At 69.6% G+C, this 263-nt stretch carries 1 protein-coding gene; it reads left to right on the top strand.

What is annotated here, in order from left to right; genetic code table 11:
- The coding region (locus tag SB754_RS20955; protein WP_410784276.1) for an enolase C-terminal domain-like protein at positions 1-263 on the top strand (263 nt) is incomplete at both ends.

Genomic DNA, 263 nt, shown 5'->3' with positions numbered 1-263 from the left:
CCTCGCGCTGCTGACGGCGGGCGGTGTCGACATCGCCCAGCCCGACATCGCCGTCGTCGGCGGCATCTCGCAGATGCGGCGCATCGCCACGCTCGCCGAGACGCACAACGTGATGGTCGCCCCGCACAACCCCATGGGGCCGCTCGCGACCGCGCACAACCTGCACTTCGCGGCCGCCTGCAGCAACTTCTTCAAGCTCGAGTACAAGTTCGACGACACCACCTGGTGCCCGGACCCGTACCTGCCGGTCGACGGGCACCTCG

Source organism: Leifsonia sp. SIMBA_070 (genome assembly GCF_046534635.1).
Taxonomy (GTDB): Bacteria; Actinomycetota; Actinomycetes; order Actinomycetales; family Microbacteriaceae; genus Leifsonia.
This window is presented reverse-complemented; position numbering and strand designations above follow the sequence as displayed.